This is a genomic window from Ottowia sp. (assembly GCF_047601385.1).
Lineage (GTDB): Bacteria > Pseudomonadota > Gammaproteobacteria > Burkholderiales > Burkholderiaceae_C > Ottowia.
Map to the genome: position 1 here is coordinate 1,199,454 of NZ_JASGJP010000001.1, position 19,165 is coordinate 1,218,618.

The window sequence follows — 19,165 nt, forward strand, 5'->3', positions numbered from 1 at the left end:
GCCCGTGCATGCATTCACGCGAGCCGCCCGCCTGGAATCCGGCGAACCGGTGATTTTAGCTTGCCGGGGCCGCCGCCTCGCGCCTGACCCGGAACCACGCCGCGTACATGGCCGGCAGCGCCAGCAGCGTCAGCGCCGTGGCCACGATCAGCCCGCCCATGATGGCCACCGCCATCGGCCCCCAGAACACGCTGCGCGACAGCGGAATCATCGCCAGCACGGCGGCAGCCGCCGTCAGCACGATGGGGCGCAGGCGCCGCACGGCGGCTTCGACGATGGCGTCCCACGCGGGCACGCCGCGCGCGCGGTCCTGCTCGATCTGGTCGATCAGGATCACCGAGTTGCGCTGAATCATGCCCATCAGCGCGATCACCCCCAGCAGCGCGACGAAGCCGAACGGCCGGTTCAGCAGCAGCAGCGCCGCCGCCACGCCGGCGATGCCCAGCGGCCCGGTCAGGAACACCAGCATCGCCCGGCTGAAGCTGTGCAGTTGCAGCATCAGCAGCGTGAAGGTGATGAACAGCATCACCGGCACGCCGACGGCAATGGAGCTGGAGCCCTTGCTGCTCTCCTCCACCGCGCCCGCCACCTGGATGCGGACCTGCGCCTGCCCGGCCTTGGCCCAGCCGGCCTCCAGTTCGCGCAGCGCGGGCAGCAGCTCGTTGGTGACGGTGGCGCCCTGCAAGCCTTCGGCCACGTCGGCCTGCACGGTGATGGCGTACTCGCGGTTCTCGCGCCACAGCACGCCCGGCTCCCAGGCGAACACCGGGCGGGCGATCTGCGTCAGCGGGATCGAGGGGCCGCTGGCCGTGGGCAGGTAGGCGTTGGCGATGTCGGTGATGGCATCGCGCTCGTCCTTCGGCGGGCGCAGCACGATGTCGATCAGCTTGTCGCCCTCGCGGTACTGCCCCACGTTCATGCCGCTCAGCATCACGCGGCCGGCCTGGGCGATGGACTGGCTGGTCACGCCCAGGGCGCGCGCCTTGTCCTGGTCCACCTCCAGGCGCATGGCCTTGACGGACTCGTTCCAGTTGTCGTTGACGCCGCGCGTGCGCGGGCTGGCGCGCAGGGCGGCCTTGACCTCGTCGGCGCGGGCGCGCAGCTCGGCCGGCTCCGGCCCCACCACGCGGAACTGCACCGGATACGGCACCGGCGGCCCGTTGGGCAGCAGCTTGACGCGCGTGCGCGCCTCCGGGAACTCCTGCGCCAGCATGGCGGGCAGGGCCAGGCGCAGCCGGTCGCGCGTGGCCAGGTCGGTCGGTTGCAGGATGAGCTGCGACACGTTGGTCTGCGGAAACACCTGGTCCAGCGGCAGGTAGAAGCGCGGCACGCCCGAGCCGACCCACTGCGTGGCGCCGGTCACGCCGGGCTCGGCCAGCAGGCGCTCCTCGACGCGCTTGGCCACCTCCTCGTTGGCGGCGAACGAGGTGCCCTCGGGGAACCACAGGTCCACCAGAATCTCGGGCCGGCTGGAGTCGGGGAAGAACTGCTGCTGCACCTTGCCCATGCCCACCAGGCCCAGCGCGAAGATCAGCACCGTGGCGCCGATGGTCAGCCAGCGGTGCGCCACGCACCAGTTCACCAGCGCGCGGAAGCGCTCGTAGAACGGCGTGTCGAACATCTCGTGCGGTTCTTCGTGCGCCCCCTCGGCTGCGATCCTGCCGTTGTTCAGCGCCTCGGCGCGCGCGGCCGCCACGTGCGGCGGCAGGCTCAGCAGGCGCGAGCCCAGGTAAGGCACGAAGTACACCGAGGCCAGCCAGCTCACCACCAGCGCCGCTGCCGTGACGCCGAAGATGGCGAAGGTGTATTCGCCCACCGTCGATTTGGCGATGCCGATGGGCAGAAAGCCCACCGCCGTGATCAGCGTGCCCGTCAGCATGGGCATGGCCGTCACCTCGTAGGCGAAGGTGGCGGCGCGGAACTTGTCGTAGCCCTCCTCCATCTTGCGCACCATCATCTCGACGGCGATGATGGCGTCGTCCACCAGCAGGCCCAGGGCGATGATGAGCGAGCCGAGCGACACCTTGTGCAGCCCGATGCCCCAGTACTGCATCACCAAAAAGGTCACCGCCAGCACCAGCGGGATGGTGATGCCCACCACCAGGCCGGGGCGCGGGTCCAGCGTCCAGCGGCGCCACAGCGGCTGCCGCCCGGGCCGCTTGTGCAGGCCGAGCGCCAGGAAGCTGACGGCCAGCACGATCACCACCGCCTCGATCAGCACGCGCACGAACTCGTTCACCGAGTCGGCCACCGCCTTCGGCTGGTCCTGGATCTGCGCCAGCGCCACGCCGGCGGGCAGGGTCTTCTCGATCTGCGCCGTGGCCTCCTTCAGCGCCTGGCCCAGGGCGATGATGTCGCCGCCCTTGGCCATCGACACACCGAGCGCGATCACCTCGCGCCCGTCGTGCCGCACCTTGACCTGCGGCGGATCGGCTGTGCCGCGCCGGATGTCGGCGATGTCGCCCAGGCGCAGCTGGCTGCCCGAGCCGCCGCGGATCGGCATCGCGCGCAGCTGCGCCACGTCGTTGAACTGGCCCGCCACGCGCACCTGCACAACGTCCAGCGGCGTCTGCACCGCGCCGGCCGACTCGACCGCGTTCTGCGCGCCCAGCTGGGCCAGCACGCCGTTCATGTCCAGCCCCAGCTGGGCCAGGCGGCGCTGCGAGACCTCGATGAAGACCTTCTCGTCCTGCACGCCGAACAGCTCGACCTTGGCCACGTCCTTCACGCGCAGCAGGCGCTGGCGCGCGTCGTCGGCGAAGTCCTTCAGCTCGGCGTAGCCGAAGCCCTGGCCCGACAGCGCGTAGATCACGCCGTACACGTCGCCGAACTCGTCGTTGAAGAACGGGCCCTGGATGTTGCCCGGCAGGGTGTAGCGCATGTCGCCCACCTTCTTGCGCACCGTGTACCAGATCTGCGCCACCTCGCGCGGCGGCGACGAATCCTTCAGCTGGAAGATGATCTGCGACTCGCCCGGCTTGGAATAGCTGCGGATGATGTCGGCGTAGGGCACCTCCTGCAGCGTGCGCTCGATCTTGTCCGTCACCTGGTCGGCCACCTGCTGCGCGGTGGCGCCGGGCCAATAGGTGCGCACCACCATGGCGCGGAAGGTGAAGGGCGGATCCTCGTCCTGCCCGAGCTGGAAGTAGGCCGCGAAGCCCAGCAGCATCAGCACCACCATCAGGTAGCGCGTGAGCGCCGGGTGCTCCAGCGCCCAGCGCGACAGGTTGAAGCCGGGCTTGGGCTCCGGCGCGGAGGCGGGGTGGCTCATGGCGTATTCAGCGCGCCGCGCCGATCGCTACTGAATCAGTAGCTGCCGACGCTTGCCCAGTGGGCATTGGAGCCGCTTTTGGCTTGTAAACCGTGACCTTCTGCCCCGGCGCCAGCACGTGCACGCCGCTGGCCACCACCTGCATGCCGGGCGCCAGGCCGCCGGCGATGACGGCGTCGTTGCCGTCGGCCGTCGCCACCTGCACCGGCTGCGAGCGCACCGTGCCGCTGGCGGCGTCGTAGACCCACACCGCGCTGCCGGCCCCTTCCTGCCGCAGCGCGGAGGTGGGCAGCTTGATGACCGGCACGCCCTGCAAGCCGCCGGCGCGCGGCAGCACGCGCACCGTGGCGCCCAGCGGCGGCGCCTCGCCATGCAAGGCCACCTTGACCATGAAGGTGCGCGTCGCCGGGTCGGCGCTGGCCGCCACCTCGCGCACCGCGCCTTGCAGCAGCGCGTCGTCCGTCCAGGTGCGCACGTCCACCGGCTGGCCGGCGCGCACGCCGGCCACGCGGTCTTCGGGCACCGCGAACACGGCGTCGCGCGGGCCGTCCTGCGCCAGGCGCACCACCGGCGCGCCGGCCGCCACCACCTGGCCGACCTCGGCGTCCACGCCCGTCACCACGCCGTCGGCATCGGCCAGCAGATGGGTGTAGCGCGCCTGGTTGCCCTGCGCGGCGAGCTGCGCCTGGGCTTGCTGGAGCGAGGCGTCGGCGGCCTTCAGCTGCGCGTCGCGCCGTTCGATCTCGGCGCCGCTGATGAAGCCTTGGTCCCGCAGCGACTGGTAGCGCTTGAGGTCCGCCGCCGCCAGGTCGCGCTGCGTGCGCGCGGCCGTGGCCTGGGCGCGCGCGGCGTCGGCGGCCAGTTGGTAGTCGCGCGCGTCCAGCTCGGCCAGCAACTGGCCGGCACGCACGCGCTGGCCGGGCTCCACCGCGCGCCGCACGATCTTGCCGGCGACGCGGAAGCCCAGGCGTGACTCCACCCGCGCCCGCACGTCGGCGGCGTATTCGTAGCCCGCGCCATAGGCGCTCTCGCCCACCGTGACGAGCTTGACGGCGCGCACCGGCTCCTCCACCGGCGCGGGCTTCTGGCAAGCCGCCAGGACCAGCGCTGCGGCGGCCATCAGCACCGCCTTGGCCCGCAGCCCGCAGCGCGGCGCGGGCGGGCGCCCCTCTTTGGATGTGTTCACGATGAACCCGGTTAATGACTGACCGGTTAGTAATCTATGAGAATGTGGATCGACTGTCAACCAGGACGCCGTAGCTGCGCCAATACCCATCGGGTAGCCAGCGGTATACAAGGGAACCCCTGACTTCATGGCTGCCCGCGCCTGCCGCAGGGTCGCTTGCGGCCGATTTAATACCAAAGCATATAAGTAACCTTCCCATCCGTAACCATCCCAGCTAGCCCCGTGGGCGCCGCCCTGCCAAGCTCCACGCACAGGGCGCGCCATGCAAGGCGCCTTGATCGACACACAAGGCCCCATCTGATGCAAGTCACGTCCACCCCCGCCGGCCTGGGCTGGGACAACCCCGTCCCCCCCACCGACCCGCAGCCCCAGCCCCAGCCGCAGGAGCAAGCCCAGCCCCAGCCCGAGCCCGCCGCCCCCGCCACCACCACGCTCGGCGCGCTGATGCACCCCGGCCAGCCCCTGCCCACAGGCAACGGCAACCCCTGGCAAGGCTTCGAGACCAGCCAGCACAAACCCCAGCCCAGCCCCCTGCTGGACTACCCGCCCGACACCGCCATCGCCCTCCAGCTCAAGCCCCTCCTGCAAGAACACGCCCAGCCCGAGGCCGACACGCCCACCGAGCCCCCCGCCCCCGCCGAAGCCGCCACCCCCGCCGAAGCCGCCACCCCCGCCCCCCCCAGCGCCGACCCGATGGAAATCGCCGCGCTGGAACTCCTGCTGGCCGAGCCCGCCACCCAAGAGCTCATTGAGCACTTCGGCGGCGACCTCCAGCCCCCACCCAGCGGCCACGCCGTGGCCGACAGCATCATCGCCCGCTACGGCAGCGACCTCGCCAGCCGGCTGAACCAGCTGCAAAGCGCCCAGCAGGAAGTGCAGAAGCAATACCTGGCCACGCTGGACGCCGCCATCGCCACCCCCGGCCCCCAGCAGCCCGGCAGCATCTTCACCCCCGACACCGAGCTCGGCGATGTGCCCGAGCACCTCATCGCCCTGCCCAGCCGGCCCGGCCAGCAGCAAGGCCAGCAAGGCAGCTGGACCCTGGACCCCGTGGCCTTCACCAGCGCCTGGGCGCAAGGCGACAGCCCCCTGCAAAGGGCCTACGCCCACCTGCACGGCGCCGAAGGCATGCAGCGCGTGACCTTCGATGCCGGCACGGAATACGAAACCACCCACTGGATGCTGGCCGGCCAGAAGCTCCACCTGGCCACGCAGCGCAGCGGCGACGCCGACCACGACACCGCCCAGAGCAAGCTGACCGACGGCTGGGACCGCATCGACCTGGAGCGCCCGCCCAAGCTCATCGACAACGACCTGGTCTGGTTCGACCCCGAGCGCGGCTGGGTCACCGACCGCAAGAACCTCAAGCCCGACGGCATCGACCGGGCGTTCCCCTACATCTTTGCCGGCGCCATCACCGCCATGACCTTCGGCGCCGGCAGCACCGTGGCCGCCGGCATCACCGCCGCCGCCGGCGGAGGCACCGCCGGCACCATCGCCGTGGGCGCGGCCACCGGCGCCGTCGGCAGCGCCGCGCTGCAACTGGCCGCCAACGGCAGGATCGACTTCGGGCAACTGCTGCAATCGGCCCTGGCCGGCGGCGTGACCGCCGGCCTGAGCCACCTGCCCGGCGTGGGCCAGCACATCGACGGCCTTGCCGAGACATTCAGCCAGCGGCTGATGGAATACACCGGCCGCGCCACGGTGCAAGGCGCGATCCAGACGGTCATGGGCGGGCAGTTCAAGGACGGCTTCGTCAACAGCCTGATGGGCAGCGTGGCCGGCGAGGTCACGGCGCAGCTGGAGATGAGCATCAGCGAGCTGCAAGGGCAAGGGCTCGATGCCGGCCAGGCCAGCGCCCTGCGCCTGCTCACGCGCGCCACGGGCAGCGCGCTGCGCATCGTGGGCAGCGACGACCCGGCGGCGGGGTTCGCGGCGGACTTCCTCAATGGGGTCATGGGAGATCTTTCCCGGGGCGGATCCGACAACCCGCTCGTGAACGGCGAGGACGCCTCGATCCAGCCATCGGAGCCAGCGCCCGCCCAACCGAATGATCCGTTGCCCGCTCCGGCGGATGGCGGTCCCGCGCCAGACTATGGATTGGGCACCGGTGACGATGGGCTGGGCTTGCGGCCTGGTGGTGGCCAAGGCATGCGTTGGGGAGGTTCGCGGGCTGATGACGATGTGGAAGTGGTCTCTCCAGCGCCACGTCCCATCTACGACTTCGATCCTGAAGGCGTATGGGACCCAGAAGCCCGGGAACCAGTCAACGCGGTTGATACACCTGTGGCGTGGCTGGCGCCTCCCCTTAATCCGGTGACAGGTGGATTAGGCGTTGGCGCGGGCGGCTACCAGGTGGTGCGACCGGATGGCGCGGGCGGGCCACCTGGATACGATCCTCTATACGACCTGCCCACCGGTGCGCCAGGCTACAGGCCCGCCGATCCCGGGTTGGGCATTAGGATCCCGCCGTTTCAGGTAGTGGTTCCGCCAGCCAGTATGCTCACCATACTGCCGGCGCTTGGGACGGCGAGCATTGCTGATTACCTGATGGACAGGCGGGCCTCGGGCATCCTGTCTGATAACTTGGAGGCAATTGGTGTTGTCCGCCCCGCAGACACGGATGCACACCATATGGTTCCATATGGTGACGCGCGGGCAACTCAACTACGCAGATTGCTGGAGCGCTTCGATATTGACATCAATTCACCCGATAATGGGGTGTTCTTACCGAACAAGCCGAGCAGTGAAGCGCCTGGCTCATATCATCCTAGATTGAATAATCGTGACTACTACGAGCAGCTAAACAGAGATTTCAGAAGTGTTTCATCTAGGCAAGAAGCGCTGGAAGTTTTGAGAAACATCCGAGATCAGCTATTGAATGGCACATATCCTGGCACTCGGCCTCGGCCTGGACTAAAAAAATGAAAATATTCGACCTCAGATTTAATCCCAACGACTTCGCATCATTTTTATTTAAAGATTTAGATGAAAATGATAAATGGGAATTCCCCCTGTTCGCGGGGGAGCGTTACGGGAAGGCTTATCCAGTTCCGGCTGGAGTAAGAGACCATGAAGGCGATCCGCCGTATCCTGAGGCATTGCCTGATTTTACAGGTATAGGATTGGGTCCTATCCCGACTTTTTCTGAACATGCTATACAGATCCTCGGTCCCATGCTAAGTGAAAACGGTGAGTTCGCGGCTATTGCTTTGGATGAGCCAGTCCGCTATTTCGGCTTCAACCCAACAACTATCGTCGATATCCTGGATGAATCGCGCTCGGATATAGTGCGCTTTAGCAGTGGCCGGGTGATGAAGGTTAACAAGCATGTCCTGCTAGACTCGGTCACCTCGTTACCACCGATTTTCAAGATTCCACAGACTCGGCGCAATACTACCTATGTCAACGAGGCGTTCGTGACGAAGGTAAGAGATACAGGGCTGACGGGCTTTCGATTCGATCTGCTTTTTGAGCGGTAGCTTGGGTCCAGAGTAATCGGAGTCAGATAACATTTCCCCGGGGGGAAATAGGGTCAGATCACGATGATTTCAGCCCGGCTGGGCCTACCACCCCGGCGGCGGCCATGCCGACAACTGGAGTGCCCCCAGCTGGCAGTTCGACCCCGGCGCCTTCGCCCGCGCCTACGCCCAGGGTGACAGCCCCGCGCAGCGCGCCATCGCCCATCTGCACGGCAGCGAGCCCTTGCGGTTCGTGCCCGCCCCCGACAGCGAGGGCGGCGCCCCCGCCCACTGGGAGCTCTGCGGCCTGACCGTGCGCGAAGGCCGCCGCGCGGACTTCGAGGATGGCCTCCAGGCCCTGTCGACCCACGACGGCTGGATTCCCTCGGACATCACACGCCCCTACCACCACCTCGACCCCGACCGCATCACCCAGCTGATCGACCAGGAGATGATCTGGTTCGACCCCGAGCACGGCTTCGTCACCGACAAGAAGAACCTCAAGGGCAACTGGCTGGACCGCTACTTCCCCCAGATCATGGGCGCGGCCTTCGCCGCCGTGGGCGCCGGGGCCGTCAGCGGAGCGATGGCCAACGCCGGCGCCGGTGTCGTCGCCCAAGGCGCCGCCGCCGGGGCCGTGGGCAGCGCCCTGAACCAATACGTCTCCACCGGCCACGTCAGCTTCAAGAGCGTGCTCACCTCCGCGCTGGCCAGCGGGTTGACCGCCGGCATGGCCAATCTGCCCGGCGTGGGCCAGCACATCGACGGCGTGGCCGGCACCTTCGGCCAGCGGTTGATGGAATACACCGGCCGCGCCACCCTGCAAGGCGCCATCCAGGCGGTGGTGGGCGGGCAGTTCAAGGATGGCTTCGTCAACAGCCTGATGGCCAGCGTGGCCGGCGAAGTCAGCGGGATGCTGAACGCCGAGATCGCCGAGATGAGCAGGAACGGCAGCCTGAGCGAATCGCAGGCCAGCACGATGAGGCTGCTGGCGCGGGCCACCAGCAGTGCGCTGCGGGTGGTGGCCAACCCCGGGGACCCGGCTGCCGGGTTCGCCAGTGACTTCCTCAGTGAGGTGCTGGGTGATGCCGTGCGGGACGAGGCGGATAGCGCGGCTCGGGAGGCGGCCGATCCGCTGGGGGACTTCATAGCGGCCAATGAAGAGGCTTGGGCTAATCGACAGGCGAATTACGATCAGATTGTGGCGGCTTTTGGCGACGTGCCACCTATCGATCACACCGACGACATATTGGTGGCGGGCCCGCTTACCGGGGCTGCGCTTGCGCGCTTTGCCGGCCGTGGTGCCGCATTGATTGCATCAGAAATGAGTGCCAACGGATACACTCAGATCGCGTCGGAGGTATATTTTCAGCCTGATGCTCCTGGCGCTAGGCCAATCCGCATCGATGGAATCTACATACGAGACGGCCGGATTGTGTTCGGCGAGGCAAAAATTGGAGATTATGCAGATTTCAGCCGGAATCAAAGAGCAGGACTGCCTGCGCTTCAACAAGAGGCTGGATATTTTTATGGAGCAAGCTCCACTGCTGTAGCAGGCGAATTGGGGATAAAGCCAGGTTCGAATGGAAGATTTAGAATCCCTGCAAATGCAATACAAGGCGTTTATGTGGCAACCTATGAGCGTGTGACGTCGCCTACGAATAGAATGATTATTTTTAATGACGCTTTTCATCGCAATGGCGGGTTCACTCGCGGATCGGGGCATTAAATATCATGAATGCTAGTGGGTTCAGAAAAATTGCTTTATTAATTGAAAATCAATTGTCAAAAGATGCATGGGTGCGCACTCGCTTAGAGGGTAAGTATCTTTCTTTCCATGCCACTGATACCGGAAAAAATGTAAACCACCGCTTGTTCGCCTACAATTCATTCGGCCATGTTGAGAAAGCTGGAGGGCCTTGGCTAGCGCTCAACTTCGGGGTTGGTATTCGTTTTTCCAGAATCGAAGAAATCATTGATGAAAAAATAAACCGGCCCAGTTCTACCGTCGAACCGACAAGAATTTCATTGATGGGACGGATTCCGGACGACACACTTTATCTTGGGCAGTTTTACCTGATTGATCTGAGTTCTGATAAAAAAATAGAGGGGGGCATCGACAGTTTAGGGCGACTTTATTATGAATATCTGGAGCCCTTGAGAAAGATTATGCGGTCGGAGTCGTGCTTCGATGATCCATTTTTTTACCCCGAGCATGATTATGGCATTCTGGGTTGGGAGTTGCGCCGTGCCGCATACTATAGTGCCACACTGGATACAGAGTCGTTTGCTTCATACGTTTCGCGATTGAAAAATAGAGTTTACGATTATGAGAGTGGCCTTGGTGACGATGCTAGCTTGGCAGCGCAGACCGCACGACGGATGCTCGGCGACCTTCGAGCATTTATTGTGGCCGTAGAGCAATGAAAGATAGTTGGAGGCAATAAAAATCAGGTTACAATTTTTTCGTTGGCCTCAAATCAAAGAATGAAAATATTCGACCTCAGATTTAATCCCAACGACTTTGCATCATTTTGGGAATAATCGGGGTCAGATCACGATTTTCCCTGTAGTCCTGGATGCTGGCCGGCCAGAAGCTCCACCTGGCCACGCAGCGCAGCGGCGACGCCGACCGCGACACCGCCCAGAGCAAGCTGACCGACGGCTGGGACCGCATCGACCTGGAGCGCCCGCCCAAGCTCATCGACAACGACCTGGTGTGGTTCGACCCCGAGCGCGGCTTCGTCACCGACAAGAAGAACCTCAAGCCCGACGGCATCGACCGGGCGTTCCCCTACATCTTTGCCGGCGCCATCACCGCCATGACCTTCGGCGCCGGCAGCACCGTGGCCGCCGGCATCACCGCCGCCGCCGGCGGAGGCACCGCCGGCACCATCGCCGTGGGCGCGGCCACCGGCGCCGTCGGCAGCGCCGCGCTGCAACTGGCCGCCAACGGCAGGATCGACTTCGGGCAACTGCTGCAATCGGCCCTGGCCGGCGGCGTGACCGCCGGCCTGAGCCACCTGCCCGGCGTGGGCCAGCACATCGACGGCCTTGCCGAGACATTCAGCCAGCGGCTGATGGAATACACCGGCCGCGCCACGGTGCAAGGCGCGATCCAGACGGTCATGGGCGGGCAGTTCAAGGACGGCTTCGTCAACAGCCTGATGGGCAGCGTGGCCGGCGAGGTCACGGCGCAGCTGGAGATGAGCATCAGCGAGCTGCAAGGGCAAGGGCTCGATGCCGGCCAGGCCAGCGCCCTGCGCCTGCTCACGCGCGCCACGGGCAGCGCGCTGCGCATCGTGGGCAGCGACGACCCGGCGGCGGGGTTCGCGGCGGACTTCCTCAATGGGGTCATGGGGGATGCGCTGCAGGCGCAAGCCGAGCAGCCGGCGGAGGCGAACGTTGCTGCCGATGCAGTGCCTTCTGATGATCCGCTGGGGGCGTTCATTGTGGACAACCAAGACCGCTGGGCGGATCGGCAGGCCGCTGTTGATCAAGTGATTGAAGCGTTCTCCAACCCACCAGAAGATGGCATGGCGTCAGGCATTGACCTGGCTGCGGGGCCTGAATTCACCGGACTGGGGGGCGATGGCGAGGGCCTCGGCCCTGACGGCGTCTATCGTGTCACCATCACTGGCACCGGGGCCAGCGTCGATGACGGTGTGGCGACGCAGGAGCTCACGCGCATCGACCAAGTCCTGGCCAGCCGGGGGGCGCCGCAGGGCGTGACCCGCGCAGGTCTGTACAACGACTTGGTTGTGGAGCGCTTCAGAGACATGAGCGCGCACGATCAGCGCGCTGTGTTGGCGGCGCTGGACGACTACGCCAATGCGCTGCACGATCCAGACCTGCTGACGTGGACTGGCTTAGCCCCTGGTAGCCTGGAAGCCAGACGAGCTGACTTGGCGGTGCGAATCGCGGCTGACTTTGCAAGGCAATCCGGTGCGATTCCAGCCGATGCTCGATTTCCAGCCGATGCCAGGTCAGGGATGGAGACTGGTCTGGCTGCAATGATTGGTGCCGCCGTTGGCGCAGGAAAGCCTCCGGGTCGCCGCGGTGCCAATGAGAGCGAGTCACCCAATGTTAGCGAGGTGGGCGGCCCGCGCGCTCAGGCGGAACAGCCCATCCATGGAGCGGTGACAAGCAGTGAGGGCGCAGGCCGTCTTCCAATCAGTTTCGGTCGCACAGAAAACCAGATCTCGCACACGTTCCGGCATGTGGACGCCGCCGGCTTCGATAGAGTTACGGTGCAAAATGCCGTAAGCGTGGATTTGTCGCGAACAGCTACTTCGCTCAATCCTGGGGTTCACAATGGTGCAGTAATTGTCAACGGGACCCAATTGGACTATGTGGCCTACAAGTTGCCAGATGGCACGATCAATATCGGCAGAATAACGCCTCCGAGGTAATTCAATGCGACCAATGAGTGAGATGGAGCAGCATTTTATTGAAAGAATGCTGAAAGACACGCCTTATTATTTATGCTTCAATTCAAAGCTGCCTGATCTCATGGTAGCGCCTATGAATGATGGCGGAATGGGTGGGCTTACATTTATATCGAAGAAGCAAGATAGAAAAATAGGTCTGGACATAGCGAGCTACGAATTCATCGATGATGATGGGGTAAAGGTCATTGCCAAACTATCCCTCGATAACTATGGAGATATTTACGAACTTGATGTTTGGAAGACTGATTTTTCTAAGCTCATTAGATTTCCATGATATAATTAAGATCGCTGCATAACCCCTGGCAACGCGGCGTGGGCCTCCATTTGTGAAGCCCTGAAATATCGGGGTCAGATCGCGATTTTCCCCGACCAGCCCGGCTGGGCCTACCACCCCGGCGGCGGCCATGCCGACAACTGGAGTGCCCCTAGCTGGCAGTTCGACCCCGGCGCCTTCGCCCAGGGTGACAGCCCCGCGCAGCGCGCCTTCGCCCATCTGCACGGCAGCGAGCCCTTGTGAAAAATCTTGATCTGACCCTAATTCCCCCACCTCGGAGCAGGCGCGCAGGCAGTTGGGCGACGCGGTGATGGCCCGCATCGAGTACGACCTGGGCGAATTCCGTGCGGCCAGGGATCGTGGGGACATGCGCGTCGCCGGCCAGCAGTTCGGCATACTGACCATGCAAATGCTGGAAGCCGTCGGTGGCGTGGCAGCGCTGACAGCCGTGGCGGGCAGGGGTGTCGGGCGCTTGGCTGATGCCGTTCGGAATGGTGATTTGCAGGGGCCGGCTGCGGGCGGGCTGCTCAACGCGGCAGCGTCGGGGTGCCGGGAGGAGCCTCGCGTGCAGAGCTTGTTATTACTCGATCTTCGCTTCAACATACTTTCAGTAGACATGCAACCGACTTTGGCGTGCATGGGACTGCCAGCAATAGCACTCTGTTTGCCCTGGAGAATGTAATCCGAGGACATGTGAGCGCGACTGATACTCTTGTTATAAATGGCACGTATAGAGGCATACCTGTTACGCACTATGTGAATCCCCAGACTGGCCTGAACGTAATTCAAAGTACTTCCGGTAATATGATTTCAGGTTGGAAGCTTAACCCCAGTCAACTTACGAACGTAATGACCCGAGGATCGCTGTGAGGCAATTATGAACCCTATCTATGCGGAATATGATTATATATTTAAGAGGTTTATCTCTGGGGCCCTGAATACCAGAGAATTTCAAGTTGATTTTCTTCGGCAGTTTAAGAACGAAACACGTTCAATGGATGAGGCACTATACAGCCTACTCGAGGATATTTTTGGGGCTGCAGACTCATTTACTACGGATTCGTATTTGCTTGAGGCAGAACCAGATTTTTACATAACCGAGAGACAGCTCCGAGAAAAGGTGATGCAGGCATCGGAAAAAATTGTATTCCTAGCAAAACAACATAAGGACAATTAAGGGGAGAGCCGGGGAATAACCAGGAAATATCAGGGTCAGATCACGATTTTCCCTATCGCAGGCGAGAGAGGGATCGGCGATCACCTGATGTCGGGAGAGTTGAGAGGCAAAGAGATTTTGATCTGACCCTGATCCCCCGCCACGCGCCTGCTCGGCCACGCCGGCCTGTAAAAATCTTGATCTGACCCTAATTTTCCCCCCTTTAGACATTTATAATAGACCTATAGGAAGCAGTGTTACGCAGAATGAAGCAATGCGCGCCGACATTAGGACATTGGAGCGCTTAGGGGTGCGAGATATCCGTGTTAACCAACAGCAAATAGACAGTTCCAACACTAGAGTCGGGATTGGTCGTCCCGATGTTCAAGGAACTCTACGAGATGGTCGTCGAATTAGCATTGAGTATGACACCGATAGATCAAGCCGGGGTGCAGCGCATGGAGTTCGTACATTAAATAATGACCCCAATGTAATTGTTATTCTAAGGCGGATAAACTGATGAGAGATCCCGGGTTCTTTTTGAATAGATATGCGCCGACAACTACGCACATAGCCTTCCTTGATGAATCCCCGCGCAAGCTGGCAGATTTTATCTATGCTCGTGAAGTTGACTTGAATAGTCAATATGAATTTCCGACCCAAGTTCAGCGCTCTGAAGTAGAGGCGGACTTGGACACCAAGCTCGAGTTGTTGTTGCCTTTGACATCAATGAACGACCGGACATTGATATGCAAAACCGAGTCCAATTGGTCGGCCTATATCACGAATGGCATCAACGGTGGCGATGTGCACTCTCAGCCCCGTTACCTGACATCGGTTCTCAAAGTGCGTTCCGTTGGAATAATAATGGTCGCGGATGTGCCTGGTGGCCAGCCAGGATCAATGCAGTTCGTATACAGAGATGGGACTCAGACCAAAGAGATTATGACAAGACATGGCCCATACGCCGAGATGCCATCACGCTCCATCGCCGCGCATAAGGAGAGTCGATGGGAATTTCATGCTCACGGTGAGCCGCTATCCTTTGAGGATGTGGATCGTTATTCGGCAAAGAAAATCAAAGATAGATTGACCGCCGAGATGATCGAGAAATACTGCGCCGCCTTGGGGATTCATATTTTTGATCCGAGCTTCTTTGCTGGCTACGGTTGCATGATCAAATCCTATTGTCCGCCTAATGCAAGAGTATTGGAAAAATTCCCTAATCTTTAAGAATATGGCTACGACAATGGTCACTTATAAGGATTCGGCAGTCTGGATGCACGACGGGTTTGGTGAGTATTTCTTCGCGTGGCTGGTTGATCGGTACGACGGAAGAGAAGATATTCCATTGTCTATGCAGGGAGTTGTCAACGCGGAATAATCGGGGTCAGATCACGAATTTCCCTATCGCAGGCGAGAGAGGGATCGGCGATCACCTGATGTTGGAAGAGTTGAGAGGCAAAGAGATTTTGATCTGACCCTGATCCCCCGCCACGCGCCTGCTCGGCCACGCCGGCCTGTAAAAATCTTGATCTGACCCTAATTTCCCCGAGCAGTTGCGGGACGCATTGCTGGGCGACCCGGGTAGCGGCGACGAGGCTCGGGCGGAACTGGCCCGCGTGGATGACCTGCTGGCAACCCAAGGCAGCGGCGGCCTGACCCGCGCGGGGCTGTACAACCAGCTGGTCCTCGATCGTTTCAGAGACCTCAGCCCCGCCGGACAGATGGAAGTATTGGCGACGCTGGACGACTACGCCAACGAATTCAATTCGGGCAATGGCCGAGCGGCCATAGGACTGGAGCCCGGAAGCCTGGAAGCGAGACGGGCCGACTTGGCGATGCGAATGGCGGCTGATTTCGCACGTCAATCGGGCGCGATACCGGAAGATGTACGTTTTGGTGCCGATGCCCGTGCTGGCATGAACACCGGCATGGCAATGATGATCGGCGCCATTATTGGGCGAGACCGAATAGATGCGTTAGGCAGGCCGAGAACAAATGCGAACACAGAAGGAGTGCCAGGAACACCGAGTGGCACTGAAAATGATGCCCCGCCTCCCATCGGGATGGATCCCAGCTCCGCTGGTCAAAGAGCTTCTGCGGAGCAAGAGCTTGCCCACGTGCTCCATCAGATTGAGCTTGGTAGAGACCCGGGCCATAATGGGCAATTCAGATTGGATGAGGCCATAACCGGTGCTAGGATTGAGAGAGAGTTTGGGGTCAGACTTAGAAGAGATCCCTCTGGAGACAATGATTGGTTCATGCCAAACGGCACATCTCTCGATGCAGCAAGCCCGCCTCCAGAAAGATTTTTCAATGAGGTTGCCTTCAATGAATGGAAGGGCTCCATGCAACGTCACATTAACAAAGATGGTCTCAATATAATAGTCGTTGACCCAGTTCAGCGCGGCTTGAATGAGGCACAAATTAGAATGGTGAATTCTTATCTGGATAGTTTGCCGCCGCATCAGCGATCAAGGATAATTGTTCTTAAATAATATGGCTACAACAATGGCTACATATAAAGGGGCGGCCGTCTGGTTGCACGATTCTTTTGGTGAATACTTCTTTGCATGGCTGGTTGATCGGTATGATGGAAATAAAGAAATTCCATCTTCCATGCAAGGGATTGTCAATGAAGCTAAAGAATCTTTAGAGCACTCGTGGATAGTTGGAATTTTACAGTCCTTTGGTGACCGATATCTCAAGACAGAGGATGATGTGAGCTTCATGCTAGGCGCAATGAATCACTTATCGGCCGAATTAAATAAGGATCAATCAAAGGGAAATATATTCGAGTTTAAAGGCCACCCTATTCGTAAAGATGTTGCGACTGAGGAGCTGGCTGCATTACAGCGCCTGCTTACTGGTCAGATAACCAATGGAATGGAAAATGCTGAAATATATACGTTGATAGCAAAGAAGTGGGCAAAACCGGGGCTAAATCGGGGTTAGATCACAAAGTACTTCCGGTGATATGATTTCAGGTTGGAAGCTCAGCCCCAGTCAACTTGCGAACGTAATGACCCGAGGATCGCTGTGAGGCAGTTATGAACCCTATCTATGCGGAATATGATTATATATTTAAGAGGTTTATCTCTGGGGCCCTGAATGCCCGAGAATTTCAAGTTGATTTTCTTCGGCAGTTTAAGAGCGAAACACGTTCAATGGATGAGGCACTATACAGCCTGCTCGAGGATATTTTTGGGGAATAATCGGGGTCAGATCACGATTTTCCCTGGCGGTCTCAACTCTGAAGTGCAACACCCTCACAGAGGGTACTGTACGCAAATGGGAACGAGATACGAGCAGTTGCAGCCAGAAGAGTGAATGGCGCGGGCATCGCTGTGCCATCGGGCCGGCTATCGGGCACATGAAGATGGATGGGAGATTGGCGCGCAACCCGCTCAAGGGAGCGCTGGGCGATGCCATCCACGCGGTGACGTGCGGCGCCGGGCACAACCTGCGCCTGGTCCTGGCCGTGCTGCGGCTTGATTGCGCCCGATTCGGGCTGAGTCTGCGGGCAGACCTGGCACGGCTGGCCCCGCGATCAGCTCCTCGGCTGCCAGCAAGCGCCTGAAAACTCTATTGCTCAGGGCGGACTGGCGATGTCTGGCGAAGGGCACAATCGGCGCCGCATGCCGCCCACCTCCGCCGCCATCGACCACTACGAGAACTTTCCCGTAGCCTCCTGGCTGTGCCCGCCCCGGCTGCGCGCGCCCATCGCGGCCATCTACCACTTCGCCCGCACGGCGGACGACATCGCCGACGAGGGCGACGCCCCGCCCGGCGAGCGCCTGGCGCAGCTGGCCGCCTACCGGCGCGACCTGCACGCCGTGGCCGACGGGCAGGCGCCCTCCGCGCACTGGGCGCGCATCTTCGAGCCGCTGGCCGCGCAGATGCGCGCCTTCGCCCTGCCCGTGCAGCCGCTGGACGACCTGCTGTCCGCCTTCGCCCAGGACGTGGCCAAGACGCGCGACGGCGCCGCCTACGCCGACTACCCCGAGCTGCTGGACTACTGCCGCCGCTCGGCCAACCCGGTCGGCCGGCTGCTGCTGCACCTGTACGGCGTGCAGGGCGAGCAGGCGCTGCGCGAGAGCGACGCCATCTGCACCGCCTTGCAGCTGATCAACTTCTGGCAGGACCTCAGCGTGGACATACCGCGCGGCCGCTACTACCTGCCGCTGGCCGAATGCGCGGCGCACGGCATCGACATCCGCCAGCCGGCGCGCGACTTCGCGGCCCTGCGGCCAGATGAGAAGACTACGAAACTGATAGCTGCCACCGCAAGCCACGCGCGGGCTACCATGCGAAATGGCTTGAAACTGGTGCACCGCGTGCCCGGCCGCGCCGGCTGGGAGCTGCGCGCCGTGGCGCAGGGCGGCCTGCGCACGCTGGGCAAGGTCGCCGCGCTCGGCGGCCAGGCGCTGCGCCAGCGCCCCAGGCTGGGCCGGGCCGACGCGCCGCTGATCGGCTGGCGCATGCTGTGGATGTGACAATCCCCCGCGTGACCACGCCCCAAGACTACGTGCAGGAGAAGGCGGCCGCCTCGGGCAGCAGCTTCTACTACGCCTTTTTGTTCCTGCCGCCGCCGCGCCGCGCCGCCATCACCGCCTTCTACGCCTTCTGCCGCGAGGTGGACGACGTGGTGGACGAAGTGCGCGACCCCGGCGTGGCCGCCACCAAGCTGGCCTGGTGGCAGGCCGAGGTGGGCCGCGCCTTCGACGGCCAGCCCACCCACCCGGCGATGCAGGCGCTGATGCCCTGGGCGGGCGAGTTCGGCATCGAGGCGCGCCAGCTGCTGGCCGTGATCGAAGGCTGCCAGATGGACCTGACGCAGACGCGCTACCTCGACTTCGCGGCGCTGGAGAAATACTGCCACCTGGTCGCCGGCGTGGTGGGCGAGGTGTCGGCGCGCATCTTCGGCCAGACCGACAGCGCCACCACCGCCTACGCCGGCAAGCTGGGCCTGGCCATGCAGCTCACCAACATCATCCGCGACGTCGGCGAAGACGCGCGGCGCGACCGCATCTACCTGCCCGTGAACGAGTTGCAGCGCTTCGACGTCAAGGCGCACGAGATCCTGAAAGGCCAGTACAGCGAGCGCTTCACTGCGCTGATGCGCTTCCAGGCCGAGCGCGCCCAGCGCTGCTACGACGAGGCCCTGGCCCTGCTGCCCGCCGCCGACCGGCGCAGCCAGAAGCCCGGCCTGATGATGGCCAGCATCTACCGCACCCTGCTGGCCGAGATCGAGCGCGACGGCTTCCACGTGCTACACCAGCGCATTGCCCTGACACCGCTGCGTAAGCTGTGGCTGGCCTGGAAGATGCAGGCGCTGGGCCGCTTCTGATATTGTTTTGATA

The 19,165-nt window shown here is 62.3% G+C and carries 17 protein-coding genes and 1 pseudogene; 16 read left to right on the forward strand and 2 right to left on the reverse strand.

Annotation, left to right across the window (positions count from 1 at the left end):
• Positions 1–55: 55 nt before the first annotated feature.
• Positions 56–3,271, reverse strand: a complete 3,216-nt coding sequence (locus tag QM772_RS05770) for an efflux RND transporter permease subunit (protein ID WP_415134487.1) — start codon at positions 3,269–3,271, stop codon at positions 56–58.
• 7 nt (positions 3,272–3,278) lie between these two features.
• Positions 3,279–4,391, reverse strand: a complete 1,113-nt coding sequence (locus QM772_RS05775; protein ID WP_415139483.1) for an efflux RND transporter periplasmic adaptor subunit — start codon at positions 4,389–4,391, stop codon at positions 3,279–3,281.
• 366 nt (positions 4,392–4,757) lie between these two features.
• Here QM772_RS05775 and QM772_RS05780 point away from each other — a divergent pair, with 366 nt between their 5' ends.
• The 16 genes and pseudogenes from QM772_RS05780 to hpnD all read left to right on the forward strand — a co-directional run bounded on the left by QM772_RS05780 (position 4,758) and on the right by hpnD (position 19,152).
• On the forward strand, positions 4,758–7,385 hold the full coding sequence (locus QM772_RS05780; protein WP_415134488.1) for an AHH domain-containing protein: 2,628 nt from the start codon (positions 4,758–4,760) through the stop codon (positions 7,383–7,385).
• On the forward strand, positions 7,382–7,939 hold the full coding sequence (locus QM772_RS05785; protein WP_415133014.1) for a hypothetical protein: 558 nt from the start codon (positions 7,382–7,384) through the stop codon (positions 7,937–7,939). Before QM772_RS05780 ends, QM772_RS05785 begins: the two co-directional genes overlap by 4 nt.
• A gap of 232 nt (positions 7,940–8,171) precedes the next feature.
• On the forward strand, positions 8,172–9,647 hold the full coding sequence (locus QM772_RS05790) for a hypothetical protein (protein ID WP_415134489.1): 1,476 nt from the start codon (positions 8,172–8,174) through the stop codon (positions 9,645–9,647).
• Between the two features lie 5 nt (positions 9,648–9,652).
• Positions 9,653–10,345 carry a hypothetical protein gene (locus tag QM772_RS05795; RefSeq protein ID WP_415134490.1) on the forward strand — a complete coding sequence of 231 codons (693 nt, stop codon included), beginning with the start codon at positions 9,653–9,655 and terminating at the stop codon, positions 10,343–10,345.
• Between the two features lie 152 nt (positions 10,346–10,497).
• Positions 10,498–12,330, forward strand: a complete 1,833-nt coding sequence (locus QM772_RS05800) for a hypothetical protein (RefSeq protein ID WP_415134491.1) — start codon at positions 10,498–10,500, stop codon at positions 12,328–12,330.
• Positions 12,331–12,343: 13 nt separating this feature from the next.
• Positions 12,344–12,643 carry a DUF6984 family protein gene (locus QM772_RS05805; RefSeq protein ID WP_415134492.1) on the forward strand — a complete coding sequence of 100 codons (300 nt, stop codon included), beginning with the start codon at positions 12,344–12,346 and terminating at the stop codon, positions 12,641–12,643.
• 310 nt (positions 12,644–12,953) lie between these two features.
• Positions 12,954–13,325 (forward strand): hypothetical protein, encoded by a 372-nt coding sequence (locus QM772_RS05810; protein WP_415139661.1) that lies wholly within the window; start codon positions 12,954–12,956, stop codon positions 13,323–13,325.
• Positions 13,277–13,513, forward strand: a complete 237-nt coding sequence (locus tag QM772_RS05815; RefSeq protein ID WP_415134493.1) for a colicin D domain-containing protein — start codon at positions 13,277–13,279, stop codon at positions 13,511–13,513. Before QM772_RS05810 ends, QM772_RS05815 begins: the two co-directional genes overlap by 49 nt.
• Positions 13,514–13,520: 7 nt before the next feature.
• A complete protein-coding gene (locus QM772_RS05820) occupies positions 13,521–13,820 on the forward strand; it encodes a colicin immunity domain-containing protein (RefSeq protein WP_415134494.1) in 300 nt (99 codons plus the stop codon).
• Positions 13,821–14,318: 498 nt separating this feature from the next.
• The gene (locus QM772_RS05825) at positions 14,319–15,032 is read left to right on the forward strand and encodes a hypothetical protein (protein WP_415134495.1); all 714 of its coding nucleotides are present in this window, start codon (positions 14,319–14,321) and stop codon (positions 15,030–15,032) included.
• Positions 15,033–15,421: 389 nt separating this feature from the next.
• Entirely contained in the window at positions 15,422–16,300 is an 879-nt protein-coding gene (locus QM772_RS05830; RefSeq protein WP_415134496.1) for a hypothetical protein, read from the forward strand.
• Between the two features lie 13 nt (positions 16,301–16,313).
• Positions 16,314–16,757 (forward strand): hypothetical protein, encoded by a 444-nt coding sequence (locus QM772_RS05835; protein ID WP_415134497.1) that lies wholly within the window; start codon positions 16,314–16,316, stop codon positions 16,755–16,757.
• A gap of 95 nt (positions 16,758–16,852) precedes the next feature.
• Positions 16,853–17,017 (forward strand): colicin immunity domain-containing protein, encoded by a 165-nt coding sequence (locus QM772_RS05840; protein ID WP_415134498.1) that lies wholly within the window; start codon positions 16,853–16,855, stop codon positions 17,015–17,017.
• 128 nt (positions 17,018–17,145) lie between these two features.
• A pseudogene (locus QM772_RS05845) lies at positions 17,146–17,382 on the forward strand (IS5/IS1182 family transposase); the annotation flags it as partial.
• A gap of 58 nt (positions 17,383–17,440) precedes the next feature.
• Positions 17,441–18,298, forward strand: a complete 858-nt coding sequence (gene hpnC, locus QM772_RS05850; RefSeq protein WP_415134499.1) for a squalene synthase HpnC — start codon at positions 17,441–17,443, stop codon at positions 18,296–18,298.
• Positions 18,299–18,309: 11 nt separating this feature from the next.
• A complete protein-coding gene (gene hpnD / locus QM772_RS05855) occupies positions 18,310–19,152 on the forward strand; it encodes a presqualene diphosphate synthase HpnD (RefSeq protein WP_415134500.1) in 843 nt (280 codons plus the stop codon).
• Positions 19,153–19,165: the final 13 nt, after the last annotated feature.

Coding starts and splice junctions, on each gene's coding strand:
- QM772_RS05770 (WP_415134487.1), bottom strand. CDS start 3,271: ATGAGCCACCCCGCCTCCGCGCCGGAGCCCAAGCCCGGCTTCAACCTG.
- QM772_RS05775 (WP_415139483.1), bottom strand. CDS start 4,391: ATGGCCGCCGCAGCGCTGGTCCTGGCGGCTTGCCAGAAGCCCGCGCCG.
- QM772_RS05780 (WP_415134488.1), top strand. CDS start 4,758: ATGCAAGTCACGTCCACCCCCGCCGGCCTGGGCTGGGACAACCCCGTC.
- QM772_RS05785 (WP_415133014.1), top strand. CDS start 7,382: ATGAAAATATTCGACCTCAGATTTAATCCCAACGACTTCGCATCATTT.
- QM772_RS05795 (WP_415134490.1), top strand. CDS start 9,653: ATGAATGCTAGTGGGTTCAGAAAAATTGCTTTATTAATTGAAAATCAA.
- QM772_RS05800 (WP_415134491.1), top strand. CDS start 10,498: ATGCTGGCCGGCCAGAAGCTCCACCTGGCCACGCAGCGCAGCGGCGAC.
- QM772_RS05805 (WP_415134492.1), top strand. CDS start 12,344: ATGAGTGAGATGGAGCAGCATTTTATTGAAAGAATGCTGAAAGACACG.
- QM772_RS05810 (WP_415139661.1), top strand. CDS start 12,954: ATGGCCCGCATCGAGTACGACCTGGGCGAATTCCGTGCGGCCAGGGAT.
- QM772_RS05820 (WP_415134494.1), top strand. CDS start 13,521: ATGAACCCTATCTATGCGGAATATGATTATATATTTAAGAGGTTTATC.
- QM772_RS05825 (WP_415134495.1), top strand. CDS start 14,319: ATGAGAGATCCCGGGTTCTTTTTGAATAGATATGCGCCGACAACTACG.
- QM772_RS05835 (WP_415134497.1), top strand. CDS start 16,314: ATGGCTACATATAAAGGGGCGGCCGTCTGGTTGCACGATTCTTTTGGT.
- QM772_RS05840 (WP_415134498.1), top strand. CDS start 16,853: ATGAACCCTATCTATGCGGAATATGATTATATATTTAAGAGGTTTATC.
- hpnC (WP_415134499.1), top strand. CDS start 17,441: ATGCCGCCCACCTCCGCCGCCATCGACCACTACGAGAACTTTCCCGTA.